Here is a 15,829-nt window from a genome sequence, read left to right on the forward strand (position 1 = left end):
GCCGCCGCTCCATCATGTGTTGCAGTCATATAAAGCTCAGGTGACAATATAACGCAACGACCCTTTAGCATCTTGAAGAAAAAGAAGCATAACAAAATCAAAACTCGTGCTATATATCTAATTATTAAACGATAATCACTCTATATTATAGGCGTTTATTGATAGGTTGTTTATGGCTGTAAAGAAATGGTGAAATGACAAGTATTTTTTAAATAAATAACGATTAGTTATTAAGTAAATATTTGATGGCTTTTTAAGAGAATGTGCAGAATGTAACAATTTGAATGACAAGGAAAAATTCAAATAATTTGAGATAATCGCGATGTGTAAATATAAGATGTACAGAAAATAAGAAGTACAAAATATGAATAACTGTCCTACAAGTCAGAAATTTGGCATCTGGTCACAAAAAACCTGCCACCTATCGACTCTTTAAGACATTTTTTACAATTATTCTATAAAATAGTAAGTTACATGATTTATACATTCATCTGTTAAACTGGTCACAGATATGTTCGGTACGAATTCTAATCGTCAGTGTGAGTTTATAGGAATATTACTATGTACATCGATAAATACTTTGCAGGATCTAAGAGTATAGATTTGTTCCAGAAATATAAATTCATACTACTGACCTTAGTAGGGTTTATAGCGTCATTTTTAATCAGCCACTCATCCTATGCGCTTGCACCAAACCCTGGCGCGGTTTGTCCTGCTAATCTAGCTCAGGGCAGCTTAACTAATAACGACTATATAGACTTGGTATCAGCGACTAACAGTAATAACTATGTAAATGTAGCGGGCAATGCATCAGGGAAAATTCCTTTACAAATAAAAACAAGTACCATAGAATCCAGTACGGCCACGACTCAAAGCAATTTTGGCGTCATTACTACATCTGGTATTAGCGCCATTAATATTAGACGTACTTTCCCTAATGTATCATCGTTTACAGACATTACTCTTGATTTTCGTAATAGTATAACCACGCAACCTATCTACCTGACCAATGTCGGTCTTAGTGCATTCGATATTGATTATGCGAATAGCAACGGTAATACTTTTGACGATTTCGTACAAATTACAGGAATTAATGAAGCAGGTACTACAATTACTGGTACCTTTCAGCCAATAAATGGTTCAAATATTGCTTTCAGTCAAAGCTTACAAGGCTTACTGACTAGAACTATTAATGATCCTAATTGCCCAGCCAAAGATTTGGGTACACAGTGTCAAGGGTCAATACAATTTTCTCAGCCAGTAGCCTCAGTAAAAATTCGTTATAAGAATACTGGTTACCTTGCAACTGCGACTAATCAAGAAATTGATTTTAGACTAGATAATTACTGTTATGAGCCTCAGTACATATTCTCAGGTACTGTATTTGATGATAATGGTGGTATAACTGGTACTCGTGCCAACGCTACAAATGCTGATATTACCACCAGTACCAGTCCTTATACGAATAACGTTAACTACTTTAACGGTATATTTAACCCTTCTGCTCCTAATGCAGAAACTGGTATTACTGGTAGCACTGTCAAGTTAGTTAATTGTACAAATACTTCTACGATTTATAACACTCAATCAGTCATCAGAGATAATGCGCCTATAGGCGCATATCAAATCAGTATACCTACTACCATTTTAGGTAATAACACAAATATCTGTTTATTAGAAAGTCGTACTGGCACTACTTATCCTATCCGTACTAGTAATGATAGTAGAAAGATTGGATTTTCGGCGACCACCTATGACTATCCAAATAATAACTTTGGTAGAGTGATTGCTGAAAATGTGGCGTTAGTACTAAAAAAATATCAATATATAAACATCTGTCCCCCTACTCTCAACTACACCAATATCAACGAATCAACCAGTCCTGACACAGGCTTCAGTACGGCAAGTATTAAAGACATTGACCCAGGAAAATGTATTGCTTACAAGATTACAGCAACTAACCGCGCCCATGTCAATATCGACAATTTTGTTATGCGAGACGTTTTACAGAAAAAAGGGGTCAATAGCGCTTTGGTAACATCAGTACTTGCCAATCCAGCATCTGCATCGGCTGACTACGCTTCTGACAGTGTGGCTATCGGTCAAAATGGCACAGTAAAAACCAAGCCCTTTACTTTGACGCCAAGAGCCAAACGCGATTTTTATTTCAATACTAAGTACGGTTCGGCTACTGACAAATAGTATTACTTGCCGCTTGCAACTTTAGCTATCTGTAACAAAGCCTGCTTATATCAAATTGAAACCCTGTCTTTTAGATAGGGCTTTCACCATTCAGCCCCACAGGTTCGCCCTTTGTCGCATTTACAGTGACTTTTTGTAATTCTTTTGCGATAATTACATTAAGACAAAGTTTTTTCCGTCAGCGTTACCCACAAGCAATGAAATGAATTGCATATCCTGATGCTACATAGCAAAAATTTGAGGTCGCACTGACAGTTATAGTTTAAGCAAGGAATACGATATGAAAGGTTTTAATGCTTTACGCAGTGCTTTATTAGCTACCGTAGCGTCTGTATTTTTGTTGGGTACGGCTCATGCTGATGACGCTCTAAAAATGGAGTTGACAGCTAACAAAGTCGTTAAAGATGCCGAGGGCAAAGTTACCTACGTACCAGTTCGTACTGCTCCAGCGGGTACCGTTATTCAGTACAAAGCAATTTATACTAATGCGGTCAATAAAAATATCAATGACTTAGCCGTGACCCTACCCATCCCTGCCAACATGGCATTCACTGGTGAAGCATTTCCTGCTAGCGCTCAAGCAAGTATCGATGGCAAGAACTATGCTGACATGCCGTTGATGCGTAAGGTTGATGGCAAGCTAGTTAAAGTACCCTTATCTGAATACCGTACCTTACGTTGGGATATCAAGCTATTACCAGCGAACAAGTCCGCAGCCGTAGCTCTTAATACCACCGTTGACTAACTCGGTAACTGATTAAAGCCTGCCAGTTACAATAATTGAATCCCAACCTCTAATTTTTTTCAACTTCGGAGTTATACATGAAATCAAACACTTTCAATTACAGTTTGTTAGCCGTAGGCGTCGCTGCTGTGCTAGGTATCAGTACCACTGCTAACGCAGCCAAAAGTGGCTCAACAACCACAGGCGTAGAAATCACCAACAAAGCAAGCGCTAGCTACAATGTTAGCGGTCAGACGCAGCCTGTCGTTGAATCCAATGAAGTCAAAATCACCGTATCAGAACAGGTATCATTTTCATTGGTTGCTGAAAATGACGATACCGCTGCGGGCGGTAAAATAGGCGATGACGCAAATATTAAAGAAGCAGTGGCTCCTAACGGGTTTGCAGCATTCAAGCATACTTTGACCAACACTGGTAACCGCGAAGATACTTATACTATCACTCTGACTGGAAATGACCCGAAGTATGATCCAGCTAATTCCACTGTCTCATATAAGATATATGACGCGGCTGGCGTCGAAGATACAACTCGTGCTGTAGACAACGCGCCCTATACTATAGCTAATGGCAAGTCATTTCCTCTAGAAAAAGGGCACTACATTAAGTTTACTATTAATGCCAAAACCATTAACAATAAAGGCGGGGATAGTCAACAACTAACGATATCTGCCGAGAGTACAGTTTTAGCTGCTAATCCTGCGGCTCCAACATCAAGTCTTACTAATACGAACAACTCATTCACGAGGTTACCTACCTTTGGTATCGTTAAGACGATTACTAATGCCTTAGACCTTAATGATGATAAGGATACCGCCACTTATCAAATCGTAGTCAACAACGATGGTAATACTGCGTTTAGTGCTGATGCCACTGATATTGCTATCACAGACAATCTACCAGCTGGCCTAGTACTTGCAGAACCACTAACAGCCACTAATATCGGTGTTACTGGTCTGGCAACCAAAGGTACTATTGATACCAGCAATGCGGGTGATAATGGCTTCAATATTACTGGTGTCAATATCCCAACAGGTCAAAGCTTAACCATCACCTTTAAAGTGAAAAAAGGTGGCACAGGTACGCTTGTTCCTACAACCGCCATCAACCATGTTAAAGTCACTGATGACTTGGATGACAATACTGCGACTAATAATACGCTTGTCGATAGTACAGACAGTACTGTTGAAAACGTTGCTGCATTCTATCCTACTGACGATGTTGATAACGTCAATGGTGAGACTCCAGCTTCTGCAGGCGATGACTCAACTGTACCATTACTGACCATCGAACGTGCTCTAACTCTAACTGGTGTAACTACTAGAGAAATTGCTCCTACCTCAGGTACTGCTGGTCAAGTTACTCATCAAACGGTTATTACCAACAATGGTCAAGACCGCGAGGGCGATACTGCAGGCGAGTTGACTTTCACTATCAACGATAATGACGGCAACACGCCAGATGCAGTTAATATCGTATTTGATACCGTAACAATTACCTATGATGCAGACGGTGCTGGCAGTGGTGCGCCAGGACAACCGATCACTATTTCCCCTACTCTCGTAGGTGGTATCAACGTATATGATATAAAGACCGCACTACCTAATGGCATAGCACCTACTGGCACCGTTACGATTAACTATAAAGTGTCATCGACCAATGCACCATTCTTCACACCAATAAATTCTACTACTCCTACAACAGAAAACACCGTAGTTACCTTAAAGCCGGCTAATGAAGGCGCCCCTGCATCAGCTACAGTAACAGACTCTACGACTGTCCGCGGCTTACTCTTAGTCAAAAAGCAAGCGATAGATGCTGATTGTACTGGTACTTCAGTAGGAACATTCGTTACGACTGATATTACTGGTGCATCTCCTGGTGAATGCATTATCTACCGAATCGAAGCCCAAAACACGTCTACTGCGGCATTGGGTTTTAATATTACTGATTTAGTCGTCTCGGATCTATTGGCTAAATTTTCGGCCGAAGCTGACTATGTAGATGGTAGTGCAACGACTACTGCCAGTGCTGGCGGACCCTATACAGCGACTAACAATGGAACCGCGATTACGACCACTGTTGATACGTTGGCGCCTCAAGGAACAGCAACCATGCAGTTTAAAGTCAAAATCAAAACCGCTCGTTAAATTGTAGATTTAATTTTGACATCTAATTTCAATAACTAATTTAAATGTCTATAAGTATCTACAGGTGCTTATAGACTTCCTCTAGCCTCAATTTATCTAGGCTAAGAGTATCTAGACCACCCATTCTTGTTTTATTGGATAAGCGATATATGACAGCTCATTTAATGACACCGTCTAAACACATGCCATCACGCACCGCTAAGGTCTCTGCGTTGACGCTGGCTATGTTGCTTATGCAATCAAATACGGCATTTGCTGCACCTGATTCATTGATAAAGTTAATTAATAACACTGCTCAAGCTAGTTATAATGCCAATGATCAAACTGAGATAACCCTTAGTACTGCCTCTAATAAAGTACAAGTCAAAGCTTCAGATTTTCCTGAATACGGTATCAATTTAACTCAACAGCCCTTGCTGACTGTCCTGCCAAATACTTTGGTGAACTGGGTCAACGTCCTGAGCAATACCAGCTATAGCAATCAAACGGTTGAGCTTACTTTAAATGTATCGCCAACGCTTTCTAGTTTAAAAGTCTATCAAGATTTAAATAAAAACGGCATCATTGACGGTGCTGACAGCGAAATTATCTTTGATAATCTAAGTGCTCAAATCAAGCTTGGCTATAGCGAAAGCATTCAGCTTATCGTGCAAGCACTGTCAGATCCTAATGGTAAAACTGACGATATTGCCGAGATTCAGATTGGTGCTATTGTTCTAGAAGATCCCTCAATAACTGCTAACGTTACTGACAAGCTCGTTATCGTTGAGCCTGAAATAAAATTTACTACGCCTAAGTTTGATGCAAATAAAACCACCTCTCAAGTCGATGAAAATATCTATATTGATGCCAGCTACGCGCAATGTAATGTTCAGCTAGACAAGCCCGATCAAGTATGGGTCACGATCACTTCTTTGCTAACGGGTGATAAGTATTCTCTAAAAGGGATTGAGACTGGCAACAGCACAGGCAAGTATCAATTATCAGCACCAACTCAAAATAACGCTAATCCTATTAATGACAAGATCATCCAAACGTTGGCAAATGATACTTTAACGGCTAGTTTGGATGCTTGTATTAATCCATCTGTCGGTACTGGTACTGAGCAACTGCCAAGCGAAGGCGATCTCACAGTACGTATCGACAACCTAAATACACAAATCAATATCATTGATGATAACCCAAGCTTAGTTGTGACAAAAGAGAGCGAAACTAAGAGCGCTGAGCTTGGTGATTATGTCAATTACACCATCAATGTGACCAACAATGGTAACTCCACTGCCTATGATGTCCAGCTAAAAGATGCGCTACCACGCGGTTTTGACATGGTCGCAAGCAGCGTTCGTATCGACGAAAACAAAACTGGCAACGGTGTCGATATCAACCAAGCACAAACCACTGAATTCAAAGCTGATGGCAAATACCAAGTATTAAGCTTAGGTAATATGGCAAACGGCGCAAGTAAAAAGATCACTTACCGTGTATTGATCGGCGCTTCATCATTGGGTGGTGATGGCACCAATCGCGCGACTGCTGTTGCTAGTAACGAACAAGGTCAAAGCTTAGTCTCAAGAGAAGCACAGTGGAAGATTGAAGTGGAGCGCGGTGTCATGAATACAGATGGCATCATCATCGGTAAGGTTTATCACGACATCAACCGTGATGGTATCCAACAAAAAGAAGATGGCGAGCTTGGCGTCGCAGGCGTGCGCATTTATATGGAAAACGGTAACTTTATCGTGACCGATCCTGAAGGTAAGTATAATTTTTATGGCGTTAGTGCCAAGACTCACGTGCTAAAAGTTGATCGCACTACCATACCTAGAGAAACCGAACTGGTTACCCAAAGCAATCGTAATGCGGGTGATGCGGGTAGCCGTTTCGTTGACTTAAAATATGGCGAATTACATCGTGCCGATTTTGCTATCGTTGGTGGTATGGGCGATAGCACGGAACGCTTGAACGCAGAGCTTATTGCTCGTAGCAAATCTGTGAGCGCTAAGAATGACACCCTTGAGCAAGCCGTAAAAACTGAGCTAACCCTAGACCCTGATTACAATCGTGACTACGATGACAATGTGGAAGCCAGTGGCTGTAACGTCAATGGCGACTTAGACCTTGGTAATAATTGTGACTCTGCTATCATCAATGAAATGGTCAATCCAGCAGCCAATCGTGTCGATATGGCTGTCACCACGGTAGCACCGCCAGTAGAAAAAGAGCTAGAAGAATACTTAAAAGAAGTGGCTAATAATGATGTCGCCTTTATCAACCTAAGCGAAGGTCAGCAGCTCAGTACTTATAAGCAAATGGTACAGGTCCAAGCGCCTTTAGGCTCTATTTTTACCCTTTATGCTAATGGTAAAGCGGTCTCAGAGCAGCAAATCGGCAAAACGGCTGAGCAAGAAAAGCAAAATGTGACTGCTTTTGATTACTATGCTGTTGACTTACAACGCGGAAACAATACCCTGCGCGGTGTTGCTACTGACGTGAATGGCAAAGTCATCTCTGAGCAAACTATCAAAGTATTGACACCTGATAGTTTGCAAGCGATCACATATCGTACTCAAGAACAGCTAGTGCCTGCTGATGGCGTGAGCGAATACCAGATAGTCATTAGTCTAAAAGATCGCGACAATCGCCCCTATATTGGTACTACTTCTCTCACGCTTGATACTAATATCGGTCGTATCAATTTGAAAGACAGCAGCAAAGACCAAGCCGGTACTCAGGTTATCATTGATGGTGGCGAGCTGTTGGTTTCAGTCATCGCCCCGAGTGTACCGGGTAAGGGTGAGCTGATTATTGATACCGGTAGTAGCAAACAAATCATTCCGCTACAGTTCACTGCTAAGCTACGTCCTCTCATTGCTGTTGGTATCGTAGAAGGCGCTATTTCACTCAAAGATTTTGATGGCGGCAGTATTACTGATGCTCAAGGTGCATTTGAGCAAGAGCTTAATGATTTTGCTGGTAACGATGACTATACGGCATCTGGTCGTGCTGCGATGTTCCTCAAAGGCAAAGTACGCGGCGACTATCTGCTAACCCTCGCTTATGACAGTGATAAAAAAGGCGAACGTTTATTCCGTGATATCGAGCCTGGCGAGTACTATCCAGTATATGGCGATTCATCAGCCAAAGGTTTTGACGCTCAATCTACCAGCAAGCTTTATGTTCGAGTAGATAAAGGCCGCTCATTTGCCATGTATGGTGATTTGAAAACTCAAATCGATAACGATGAAGGCATCAAACTTGGTCAGTACAACCGTACGTTGACGGGTGTAAAAGCACAGTATGAAGACAACAATACTCGTGTTACTGCCTTCATAGCCGAGACCAGCACCAGTCAGCGCGTTAATGAAACTCGTGGTTTGGGTATCTCAGGTCCTTATCCATTGGCTGAAAACTTTGACGCCGTATTAGAGAACTCAGAAACGATCGAGGTCATTACTCGCGATGCGAACAACCCAGGTTTAATCGTCAACCGTGAAACCCTTACCCGCTTTGCAGATTATGAAATTGATCCTATTAGCCGCAGCCTATTCTTGAAAGCCCCTATCGCTAGCCAAGATATCGATGGCAACCCTATTTATCTACGAGTCACTGTAGAAGTCGATGAAGGCGGTGAAGAATACTTGGTCGGCGGTATCGCTGCCAAGCAACAACTGAATGCTAAAGTGGCTATCGGTGGTAGCTATGTCAACAGTGACGATCCACTTAATAAAGAAGAGCTGGCCAGTGTCAACAGCGTTATCAAATTTAGCGATAAGCTAAAGTTGGTTGCCGAATACGCGATGAACAAAGCTGAAAACCCAAACTTTCAACCAAGCAATCAGATTAATGCCGATCTTTTAGAAGGTAACGATGTCGAAGGCAACGCACTACGTATCGAGCTTGACTTTGATAACAAGAAAAACACCCGTGCCAAAGCTTATTATAACGACACAGACGAAGGCTTTGTCACTGGCGCCTCTCCGCAGACAGCTGGTCGCACTGAATCTGGCGTTGAGGTCACTCATACATTAAACAACAAGCAAACGGCACTTAAATTTGAAGGCGTGCGCACTGAAGATCATACAACCGAAGCCAATCGCGAAGGTGTAGAAGCAAGCATTGAACAGCGTCTAAGTCAGAATATCGTTGGCGAGATTGGGGTGCGCTACTACAAGCAAGATGCAACTGCCGCCTCACGTAATACCCAAGCAGCCACTGACGTGCTAGATGTCACCGATGACACAATATTCAACGATGACATCATCAATCAATCAGCACTCAATGGCGTCAGTAACGCTGACAAAGATATCGAAGGGATGACTGCCCGCGCCCGTCTGACAGCACGTTTGCCGAAGCTGAACAACTCGTTAGTGTTTGCCGAATATGAGCAAGATATTGACAATAGCGAACGTAATGCCACCTCTATCGGCGGCGAGACGCCACTGGGTAGCTTAGGTCGCTTATACGCCCGCCATGACTTAATTAATAGTTTGTCAGGTAGCTACGGTCTAGATGATTCTGATGAGCGTCAGCGTACAGTCGTGGGATTCGATGCCACTTATATGAAAGACGGTAAGGTTTACAGCGAATACCGTATGCGTGATGCGATTAGTGCGCGTGAGGCAGAAGCAGCTATCGGTCTAAAAAACAAATGGTATGTCCAAGAAGGTCTGACCTTAAGCACACTATTTGAGCGTGTCGAGTCTTTAGAAGGTGACGAAGATAGCACGGCAACCGCAGCGGGTGTCGGTGTTGAGTACCTAGCCAAAGAAAACTACAAAGCTTCAGGGCGTTTAGAAAAACGTTGGGGCGACACCAGTGATACCCTTCTCGGCAGCGCGGGCATCGCTTATCGTTACACCGATGATATTACCTTGTTAGCAAAAGATATCTATTCACAAGTAGATTACAACGATGGTCATCGCACCATCAACCGTTTCCAGCTTGGCGCTGCATATCGTGATTATGATAGCAATCAACTCGATATGCTTGCCAAGCTTGAGTATCGTCTAGATGACAACGCTACTGGTGACGATCCTTATCAAAAAGATGCGATTGTTTGGTCATGGAGCGGCAATTACCATCCGACTCGCCCATTAACGCTATCAGGTCGTTATGCGGGTAAATATACAGAATATGATGCTGACGATATCGTAAGCGATAACACAGCTCATGCTGTCTACGCACGTGGCTTATATGACATTAGCGAGCGCTGGGATATTGGTTTACAAGCAGGTACTTATTGGAATAAACAAGCGGATGATATGTCTTATATGCTGGGTGCTGAAGTGGGCTATAGCCCAATGACCAACCTTTGGTTATCACTCGGCTACAACTTTATGGGTTTTGAAGATGAAGACATCGCTTATGATGATAGCACTCAAGAAGGTGCTTACTTTAGACTTCGCTTTAAGTTTGATGAAGACTTATTCAAACGTGAAGACCCACGCAAAAACAAACGTTTGACCAGTAATTCTACGTTATAATTTAAACGTTACTTTGCTATTATTCATCGGTTAGTCACTCATAAAGTCAGTCTTGATAAGAGTAAATATCCACACTTATTACCTTAATATAAGGTCAGTATTATGTTGTACTCTGCGATTAAAGCAATAACTTACAAACAGCTTATCAATACTGCGCTCTCAGCAGTATTACTACTGGCAACTGCGTCATCAGCAGTGGCAGCAGACAGCCATACTCAAGCTACCACTCTACAAGCCAATGACTATTGTGATAGTGAATTGCAAAGCAAAACTCCTGCTCATAAATACCAAAGCACACATCAACATGCTATGCAGTGTATGCTGACACAATTAAAAGAGTATCAGCAAAAAAGTATGAGCGCACGTCAGCAATACTTTGCTTATAAAGCGCAAGCTTGGCTGACCTATGCCATCCATCAAGACAGCATGAATAGTCGCTCAACTGCTGGGCTACAAGCAGCACAGTTTGCAGAAACCATACTACACGCGCTAAAGAATGATACGATACAAAACATTAGCCTGCATCAAGATATTCCCTCCAACTCAGCCTTGATGCGACCTGATCTGTGGGCAACCTTGAGTGCCCTAAAAGATAGTGGCGGTATCACTTCAGCACCACGTGAACTGGCGTTCAGTGAGGTTTCTCTCATCTGGGCAGCGACCAATCAATGCGAGCGAGGCTGGCGCGAGTCAGGCAGCCACTTTCGCATGGCAGAACGTTGGCTAGAGCAAGCGCGTGAAGCCTATGTGAATGCCCATGATTCGCAAACCAACGTTGCTTTGCAGAATCTAATCGTCAGCTATTATGAGCAATATGCGCCTTTAGATACAAGTACTGATATTTGCCGTGGGCAAGTATTAACACCGATTCGTTAAACCTATCATAACCACAATGAGCAAAGACAGTAGACACAAAAAATCCGACATATGATGTCGGATTTTTTTATTTACTTAGGGCGTGTCATCAAAATGGCTAAATTGCAGAAAGACTAGCGATTCTTACGTGGTAGTTTTTCTGGTAGGTAGCAACGCAAGTAAGCAATAAATGCTGTGTTCGCTTCTTGAATATACTCATTGGTAATGCTTTGATGACGGCGATAAGATAAGGTAAAGATAGCATTTACAATACTATAGGCGATCAATAGCGTGTCTTGAATGTCGTGGAAACTCGGCATCTCATAACGCTCTGACAAACGCTTATAAACCAAATCAACGATTTGATGATCGATATCTTCACCAAAACTATCGCCTTCAAAATCAGGCGTATTAGTGTCATAAACGAGCTTGGCTTTGGTTTTATCGTTATGGAATATCGTCACACACTTATCGATAAGTGCCGTCAAATAACCCTGCCATCTGTCATAATTACCGATATCGACCGTTTCTACTATTTCTAATATTTCGATTGCATTCAAAAAGCGCAATGCTAAAAATATTGCTTCGATATTAGGGAAGAAATGATAAGCAGAGGCTCTTGGAATGCCGGCTTCTTCACATACAGCAGCCAAAGTAATGTCATTAATAGCTTGTGTTTCGCTCAACTTTTTGGCACCAGCCAAAAGTTTCTGACGGCGTGCACGGCCTTGCTGACTGGTGAACTTGAATTTATTCGGTACCAGTTTTTTTGCCAGTTCCGAGTCTACCAACACATCTTCAATCTTTTCGTCTTTGTTTTCGCTCATTATAAATCTCTTAATGTTGTGCCCTATCTTTATAAATATGGTCTTCATTGGACAGTATTCATTCTAAATCTAAGAAAGACTGTTCGTTAGTTGGTAATACGGGCTAATATTACCGCTCTATACTCAATGAAGAGGCATCATAAACGCTTGTACACTATCAAGCAAGGGACATGCATGGGTTAAAAAAGAATGTATCAATTAACAACATAATAGGGTTAATCATGAAGTTTTATTTTCGCCCTTATAATACCATGATCGATGACTCTATCGGAATAATCCCACTTTAAATGGTCATTAAAATAGTCAACTCGTTCAACTTGACCAAGCGCAAACTTGCTATCAGGCAAGAATTCTTCTGAAACAAACAACTGATCAATCACTTCTGGCATACCTTGATAGATATGGGTATACGCTACATCTTTCATCCAGCCATAACGCGCTTGGACACGAGCGGCATCAAACAAGGCAACATCACGCATGCTTTTGTCGTAATTCACTTCGCCAGTTTCAGTCATCAATTGCGTGGTCACACTACCCGTGACATCGTTCATATCACCGAGTAAGATTAAGGGCTCGCGAGTATGCTTTAAGCGTTCGATAATAAACATACGGATGGAGGCCGCTTCTGCTGCCCGCATACATAAGCTACGAAGTTTGGCACGAATACGAATATTAGGGTCATCCATATCTTCTAGCAAATTGCCAGCTTCATCACGTAAGAAAAAAGCGCGCTTGCTTTTAAGATGAGCCGTAATAATAGTAATCGGTTGCCCGAATGCATTGACTCGCAATACCAGCGGTGGGCGATTAAAGCGTTTATAAGGACCGATATCAGGAATATCAATCATTGCCTTTGGTGCCACCTCTTCTAATAAAGTTGTCTCTAGCTGCTCAAAGCGACTAATAATTCCCACTGCAGGCGTATTTTGCGCCCCTCTACCTTGAGTATAAGGGCTCGCACTATCATTGCTTGCCAGCGGAATAACCACATGTTCAGGCTTAAATCCTAACGATACCGCCAGCGCTTCTAACGCCTCACTGTCCCATACTTCTTGTACGGCAATGATGTCGGCATGGGCTTTCGCTAATAAATCGCTGATACCGCGCAGTTTATTTTCATACGCTTTATTGCTATATGGCTCAGCATTTTCATAGTAAGTACGATTGGGATTGGCAAAATTTAGTAAATTAGCAGTGGCGATATAAAATTGTTTATCAATACCTTTATGGGCAGAGTAAGTCATAAAAATCCTAATGCTATTTGAATAGTATGCATTATTATGAATAAACAACGCAACTTGTTCATGATAATAGACCGCCCGTACTAAATCTGTAGTGTTTCGTATTGCTTTATCCTGCTACTTAAAACTCAAAAAATCGATCAACTGATAATGTAGCGAACACTCGCTCCATCAAAGTCATAACACTAAATATTTATATGTATGTTACATCTGTACGTAGTTAGCTGTTTAACAGATTGGCTAATCACATTCTTTTGCGAGCCAATACAAAGGCGATACTACCAATCATAGAAGCCATGACACATAATATCAACAGCTGCACGTATTTGTGCTCTGCGCCAAATACTGGTGCCATCACTGTAATATAGCCACCGTTTTCTAACATATAGACAATACCAGCCATGAGCGCTGATACAAAGCTCACTATAATGGCCCAAGGTTTGACTTCCCAACTTGACCAAATACTAAAAAACACGACAGGTGCTAAAAACAAGGAAGCCGTACCACTAATAGCCACCGCATCAAACAGGTCTTTGCTACCAGTTGCAATGAAGGCCAAGCCTGCCAGCAAAAATCCTAGCATAATCAGCCTACCATTTCTAACAGTTGGTTTTACCAGTTTCATATCAATGGCTATCAACTTTGCGGCACTGGCATACGTAGAATCTAATGTTGATATGGCTGAAATAATTAAGGCGAAACTAAACAACATCATTACCGCTGGCGAGAATAGCGTATTGAGCGTTTGCGTCACTTCAGTGGCACCGCCTGCATTGTTCAGCTGTGCGAATACACCTAGCAAACCAAACAGAAGGATACAAGCCATCGAAATAGGAGCGGCATAGTAAAATGACTTTTTGGTAGTGGCCCTGTCTGCTAAAAATCCTCTGTCAGTCATAACAGGATCATGAGCGGGATAACTCCATATTTGGATAAATGCAACTATCAATAATATCCATCCCTTGTTGTCAGCGGTATTGGAGGAGCTGATAATGTCATCGAAAGAAAACAAGGGATGTGCAAACATAGCAACCGACAGAACAGCAATGGCGACGATCGTCAATAACGCTTGGGCAACATCTGTCTTTAACGCCGTGTGCAGCCCACCAATCGAAGAATAAATTAAGGTAGCAACCGCTATAATCAGTATTAGATAATTCTCATTAAAGCCTACGAACAAGGTGGTGATAAACCCAAATACCAGTAAGTTGCTGAACACCTCGCTCACTAATCGAAAACCAATCACTGCATTATAAAGATGCTCACCAGTTGCCCCAAACTTGACTTGCATAAATGTCTGTATGTTATTGAAACCATGTTTGAATCGTAAGCTATCGACAATATGCGCGCCAGTGATAAAACTAAAATAATACATCCCATAAGCCAAAGTACCAGCGATACCATAGAAAAAGCCCAAAACGGCCGCATTCATGAGCGACCGTGCAAATATCCAAGTAGTGACTTGAGACAACACCAACGTCCAAAGACTGGGTGGCTGACCTTGTAAAGACTTACCTTGATAAAATCTGGCGATATCAGGGGCAAGCTCACACGTTTCAGAAGAAGAGTCAGTCATAGTAGCTCTATAGGTTGTTAAGACATCATTAAGATTACCACAACTACCAAGGTTGCAACATGCAAAAAAGCCTCTAGAGCATGCTCTAGAGGCTTTAATATAACTACGATTGCTAAAGGTAAAAACTCAGCTATAAAAATACGGAAATGCCGAGGTTTCCTATTTGCTAATGTTACGACACACGATTCCATGCATCCTGTGATGCTCTACGCGCCTCATTCCATTCCATGCGTGACTCACCTTTCACTTCATGCCATGAACGTTCCAAATCTGCTTCATGATCTTCAAAGCGAGCGTCCGCAGGATAGCGAGCGCGGTTAGCATACCCTACCGCATAAGCTGGGTGTAAATCACGGTCAAAGTCATGCTCTTCTGTATAATAGTCAGCGTTTGCATGTTCTGCACGCCAGTAAGCTTCTTCATGGGTTGGATCAATTGCTTCAGCTGCTGCATGACCTGCACCGCCACCAACGATAGCGCCAATAGCACCGCCGATTAACGTACCGAGTGGTCCTGCCATCGTACCGATTGCTGCACCTGCAGCTGCTCCACCTAAGCCGCCAATACCAGTACCTACTGGATGTGAGCCTGGCTCACCTGTGATGATGTCAGCATTCAAGTCTTGCTTGGCTTCTTTTGACATATGTTTTACTTCACTGCGATCAATTTCGTCATGGTTACTCATAATATTATCCTTAAATTATTTGTTATATTTTAGAGTTATTAAGTGCTAAAAATTAGCGGTATTGCTTG

Annotated in this window: 9 protein-coding genes; 5 read left to right on the plus strand and 4 right to left on the minus strand. The window is 42.1% G+C overall.

Annotated features, from left to right (window positions below; translation table 11 throughout):
- Window positions 1-561: 561 nt before the first annotated feature.
- From AAEY72_RS02320 to AAEY72_RS02340, 5 genes are all read left to right on the plus strand, one after another.
- Complete coding sequence (locus AAEY72_RS02320) at window positions 562-2,202, plus strand: hypothetical protein (RefSeq protein ID WP_352309299.1); 1,641 nt, start codon at window positions 562-564, stop codon at window positions 2,200-2,202.
- A gap of 280 nt (window positions 2,203-2,482) precedes the next feature.
- Window positions 2,483-2,947: a hypothetical protein gene (locus tag AAEY72_RS02325; protein ID WP_352309300.1), complete on the plus strand. Its 465-nt coding sequence runs from the start codon at window positions 2,483-2,485 to the stop codon at window positions 2,945-2,947.
- Between the two features lie 77 nt (window positions 2,948-3,024).
- Entirely contained in the window at window positions 3,025-5,094 is a 2,070-nt protein-coding gene (locus AAEY72_RS02330; RefSeq protein ID WP_352309301.1) for a DUF7933 domain-containing protein, read from the plus strand.
- Window positions 5,095-5,243: 149 nt separating this feature from the next.
- On the plus strand, window positions 5,244-10,577 hold the full coding sequence (locus AAEY72_RS02335; RefSeq protein ID WP_352309302.1) for a hypothetical protein: 5,334 nt from the start codon (window positions 5,244-5,246) through the stop codon (window positions 10,575-10,577).
- Window positions 10,578-10,679: 102 nt separating this feature from the next.
- The gene (locus AAEY72_RS02340) at window positions 10,680-11,453 is read left to right on the plus strand and encodes a hypothetical protein (RefSeq protein ID WP_352309303.1); all 774 of its coding nucleotides are present in this window, start codon (window positions 10,680-10,682) and stop codon (window positions 11,451-11,453) included.
- Between the two features lie 113 nt (window positions 11,454-11,566).
- Here the strand turns inward: AAEY72_RS02340 and AAEY72_RS02345 are convergent, their stop codons facing one another.
- From AAEY72_RS02345 to AAEY72_RS02360, 4 genes are all read right to left on the minus strand, one after another.
- A complete protein-coding gene (locus AAEY72_RS02345) occupies window positions 11,567-12,259 on the minus strand; it encodes a TetR/AcrR family transcriptional regulator (RefSeq protein ID WP_010198157.1) in 693 nt (230 codons plus the stop codon).
- A 215-nt stretch (window positions 12,260-12,474) separates the two neighbouring features.
- Window positions 12,475-13,503 carry an endonuclease/exonuclease/phosphatase family protein gene (locus AAEY72_RS02350; RefSeq protein ID WP_240215665.1) on the minus strand — a complete coding sequence of 343 codons (1,029 nt, stop codon included), beginning with the start codon at window positions 13,501-13,503 and terminating at the stop codon, window positions 12,475-12,477.
- A gap of 241 nt (window positions 13,504-13,744) precedes the next feature.
- The gene (locus tag AAEY72_RS02355) at window positions 13,745-15,076 is read right to left on the minus strand and encodes a hypothetical protein (RefSeq protein ID WP_352309304.1); all 1,332 of its coding nucleotides are present in this window, start codon (window positions 15,074-15,076) and stop codon (window positions 13,745-13,747) included.
- A 172-nt stretch (window positions 15,077-15,248) separates the two neighbouring features.
- Window positions 15,249-15,761, minus strand: a complete 513-nt coding sequence (locus tag AAEY72_RS02360) for a hypothetical protein (protein WP_194618730.1) — start codon at window positions 15,759-15,761, stop codon at window positions 15,249-15,251.
- Window positions 15,762-15,829: the final 68 nt, after the last annotated feature.

Source organism: Psychrobacter sp. W2-37-MNA-CIBAN-0211 (assembly GCF_040309405.1).
Lineage (GTDB): Bacteria > Pseudomonadota > Gammaproteobacteria > Pseudomonadales > Moraxellaceae > Psychrobacter > Psychrobacter glaciei.